Origin of the sequence: uncultured Novosphingobium sp., assembly GCF_964277725.1 — a bacterium.
Classification (GTDB): Bacteria; Pseudomonadota; Alphaproteobacteria; order Sphingomonadales; family Sphingomonadaceae; genus Novosphingobium; species Novosphingobium fluoreni.
Genome location: NZ_CAXYKL010000085.1, coordinates 1 through 3,634 on the forward strand (window position 1 = coordinate 1; position 3,634 = coordinate 3,634).

A 3,634-nucleotide genomic window follows, 5' to 3' on the forward strand; every position below is an offset into this window, starting at 1 on the left:
AGCTCCTCCCACTTGGTCTCCAGCTTGAAGCCGAAGTGCGCGGCAAGGCTGGAGAGCACCTGCATGTAGTACGGGCTGGGCGGGTTCGACTTGGCCCAGGGCACGACCGCGCCCTGCTTCAGGCTAAGGCCTTCGTTGGGGACCACCAGCTGGGGATCGAACAGCAGCTTCTCGCCCAGGCCGTCGCAGGCCGGGCACGCGCCTTGCGGGGCGTTGAACGAGAACAGGCGCGGCTCGATCTCCTCGATGGTGAAGCCGCTGACGGGGCAGGCGAACTTCTCGGAGAAGACGATGCGGTTGGCCGGCAGGCCAGCGCCTTTGAGGGCCTGCTTGGGCTCCGCCCCTCCCTCACCGTTCGTGTCGAGCGTCGTCGAGACACGTTTCGCACCGCGCTTGGGTTTCTCGCCTTCGCTCGACACCAAAGTAGGTGCGGCGTTTAGCTCAGCCACCGTGGTATCGGCCAGATCGACATAGGCCAGCCCTTCGGCCAGCTTCAGCGCCTGCTCGAACGAGTCCGCCAGACGCGTCTCGATGCCCGCCCGCACCGCGATACGGTCGATCACCACTTCGATGTCGTGCTTGTACTTCTTGTCGAGCGCCGGCGCGTCCTCGATCTCATAGAACTCGCCATCGATCCGGACGCGGGTGTAGCCGGCGCGCTGCCACTCGGCCAGTTCCTTGCGGTACTCACCCTTGCGACCGCGCACGACGGGCGCGAGCAGATAGGCGCGGGTGCCTTCGGGCAGGGCCATCACCCGGTCGACCATGTTGGACACCGTCTGCGCCTCGATCGGCAGGCCGGTAGCGGGCGAATAGGGGATGCCGACGCGCGCCCACAGCAGGCGCATGTAATCCCAGATCTCGGTTACCGTGGCGACGGTCGAGCGCGGGTTGCGGCTGGTGGTCTTCTGCTCGATCGAGATCGCGGGGCTGAGGCCGTCGATATGTTCGACATCGGGCTTCTGCATCATCTCAAGGAACTGGCGCGCATAGGCGCTCAGCGATTCGACATAGCGGCGCTGCCCCTCGGCGTAGATCGTGTCGAACGCCAGGCTCGACTTGCCCGAGCCGGAAAGCCCGGTGATGACGATCAACTTGTCGCGGGGCAAGGCAATGTCGATGCCCTTGAGGTTATGCTCGCGCGCGCCGCGCACGGTGATGTGGGTCAAGCTCATGGGCAGCGGTGTTCCGGAAATGTTCGAGTCGGTCAAGCCGGTGGCGTGGCGCAGGATGTGGGGGCCGATCCTGATATTGCAACGCGGCCCCGACGGTCACGACGCCGCTGCGTTTCTGTGCCGCATCGGGATCGACAACCAGCTCTTTTTCATACCAAATCACTGAAAAACCAAGCCGTTCACCAATTCGTAACTTTTTTCACATGGATACTTCTACGAACTTGATTCTGTCATCTTCGCGGTCTAGTGCGGCCAGCAACAAGCCTGAAGTTCATCGGCGTCGCATCTAAGTCGATTTCTGTAGATCGCGTGCCAGAACTCATCCGGTATTCCCTCTATAGTTGTCATTCTGACGAAGAGCGGCCGTTCGTGCTGCCTGACATGGTGGTTGGCTTTTGCCTGTTCGCTTCGACAACGCGTGTTGTTCGGTGTGATGGCTGTTGCCTGTCTTATGTTTGGCATCGCGAGCCGCCTGATAGGAAAACCTTGTCTCATGACCCTCAAGACCTTCGCGTTCATCGCGCTCGCTTCCGTTACCCTGCCCGCCACCGCTTCGGCCGCTTCGGTCGATGCCAACCGCGTCGAAGTTTCGCGCGAAGTGCAGTATGGCGACCTTGACCTTGCCAGCGCGCAAGGCCGCGGCCGTTTCGATGCGCGCATCAACTCCGCCGTTCGCTCGGTTTGCGGCACCGCGGACTCGCGTGACCTCAAGGAAATGGCACAGATGCGCCGCTGCCGCCGTGAGGCGCTGGCCCTTGCCACCACCAATCGCGAACTCGCCATCGCCCAGACCGCGCGCCGCACCGGCGTCGCGATGGCTGCTGTCACCGAGCGCAAGCTGGGTCAGTGATCTGAAAGAGGCAGGAGCGGCGGTGCGTGCCGCCGCCCCTGACCTTTTGGCCCATGCGGCCTATCGATCTGCGCCAGGCAAAGTAATTACGTGCCTATTGCCTGTAAGTTATCGAACTGACCTATTCGCGTTATTGGTTTTCAACAGTTGGATCGGCCTGACTTGGCCAGATGCCGACCGTTGCTTTAAGCCGTCGCGATGCATCACGGCTTTCGAAACCTTTCCATGGCTGTTATCGCCGCCACCACGCTGGCGGCATGCGGGGGGCACTATCGCCCGGTCACTGATACGCCGGTGCGGATCGGCGCGCCCTACACCGTGCGCGGTACGACCTACGTTCCGGCGGCAGAGCCCAGCTATGATATGCTGGGTTACGCCAGCTGGTATGGCTCGGAAAGCGGCAACCGCGTCGCCAACGGCGAGAAGTTTCGCCCCGGCTGGATCACCGGCGCGCATACCACCTTGCCATTGCCCACCTATGTCGAGGTGACGTCGCTGACCTCGGGGAAACGCATCCTGGTGCGTCTCAACGATCGTGGGCCGTTCAGTTCGCGCACGCGCATCATCGATCTTTCGCGCGGGGCCGCCGAACTGCTCGGCATGCGGGAGCGGGGGCGCGGTCCGGTGCGGGTGCGCGTCGCCCAGCCTTCCGAACGCGATCGCGCGGCACTGCGCAAGGGCAAGACGGCTTCCGATTTGGCACCGCTACCACCCAGCGTCCTGGCCACCTTGCGCGAACGCTTCGTCCGGGGCGTCGGCCCGCTTTGACGCGGGAGCGGGAACCTCCCCCCGATCCGCCGCATTGCATCAGGCAGATGTGATAACGGAGAGCGCCATGATCGAGACATCGCCCAACCATTCCATCGGCGACGAAATCCCCTATCGCCGCAGCACGATGGACCGGCGGACCGGTTCGCTGGTTTTCGACAAGCGACTGGATGAGAAGCTGGCCGAGGGCAGCCCCCAAAGCACCGCCACTTCGCCTGCAAAGCACACCGGTCGCTGACCGAGACCCTACCCCCGCCGCCTACCTTCCAGGCCTGGCGGCGGGCGAGCGCTTACGCCAGCAGCGCTGCCCAGGTGCCCGCGCCGACCACGCCGTCGGGCGTAATGTCCCGCGCTTTCTGGAAAGAGGTGACGGCGGTCTTCGTCCCGGGCCCGAATGCGCCGTCCGGCTTAAGCCCCAGCAACGATTGCAGCCGCGACACGGCCTCGCCACTGTCCCCCAATTGGAGAACGGGAGCAGCGGACGGTCTGGCCGGTGTGAACGCGGCAAACGCCGCGGCCATCCTCCGGTCGTAGGCATTCTCGGCGAAGGCCGGCCCATTGTAGTCTCGCGCGAACGCCGTCCAGTCCTGCCGGCGAAGTTCATCGTCGAGACCACGTGAGCGGATGAAGGTGACGAAGCCATCAAGCTGCGCCGGTTCGCCCGATTTAATAGCGGATACGAACCCGTCGATCGAGCTATGGCCGGCAGCCTGATGATTGAAACCCATCAGCTGGAACTTGCCCCAACTGGCGGATTCCAGCGCCGCCTTGCGGTCTAGCGCGATGGCGCGGCGCAGGCGATCGTATTCGCGCACACCGCCCAGATATCCCCCACGCTCGA

General features: G+C 63.7%; 5 protein-coding genes and 1 pseudogene. 4 read left to right on the forward strand and 2 right to left on the reverse strand.

What is annotated here, in order from left to right:
* A pseudogene (locus ACHWRX_RS04975) lies at nt 1-1,175 on the reverse strand (excinuclease ABC subunit A); the annotation flags it as partial.
* Between ACHWRX_RS04975 and ACHWRX_RS04980 the strand changes: the two are divergent.
* From ACHWRX_RS04980 to ACHWRX_RS04995, 4 genes are all read left to right on the forward strand, one after another.
* A complete protein-coding gene (locus tag ACHWRX_RS04980; protein WP_394658326.1) occupies nt 1,174-1,341 on the forward strand; it encodes a hypothetical protein in 168 nt (55 codons plus the stop codon). The pseudogene ACHWRX_RS04975 and the gene ACHWRX_RS04980 sit on opposite strands and share 2 nt — an antisense overlap.
* A 327-nt stretch (nt 1,342-1,668) precedes the next feature.
* Nucleotides 1,669-2,025 carry a UrcA family protein gene (locus tag ACHWRX_RS04985; RefSeq protein ID WP_394658327.1) on the forward strand — a complete coding sequence of 119 codons (357 nt, stop codon included), beginning with the start codon at nt 1,669-1,671 and terminating at the stop codon, nt 2,023-2,025.
* 225 nt (nt 2,026-2,250) lie between these two features.
* The gene (locus ACHWRX_RS04990; RefSeq protein WP_394658328.1) at nt 2,251-2,793 is read left to right on the forward strand and encodes a septal ring lytic transglycosylase RlpA family protein; all 543 of its coding nucleotides are present in this window, start codon (nt 2,251-2,253) and stop codon (nt 2,791-2,793) included.
* 67 nt (nt 2,794-2,860) lie between these two features.
* A complete protein-coding gene (locus ACHWRX_RS04995) occupies nt 2,861-3,031 on the forward strand; it encodes a hypothetical protein (RefSeq protein ID WP_288485822.1) in 171 nt (56 codons plus the stop codon).
* A 52-nt stretch (nt 3,032-3,083) separates the two neighbouring features.
* On the opposite strand, the gene ACHWRX_RS05000 is transcribed toward ACHWRX_RS04995, so the two are convergent.
* On the reverse strand, nt 3,084-3,634 hold a 551-nt coding region (locus ACHWRX_RS05000; RefSeq protein ID WP_394658329.1), incomplete at its 5' end, for an N-acetylmuramidase domain-containing protein.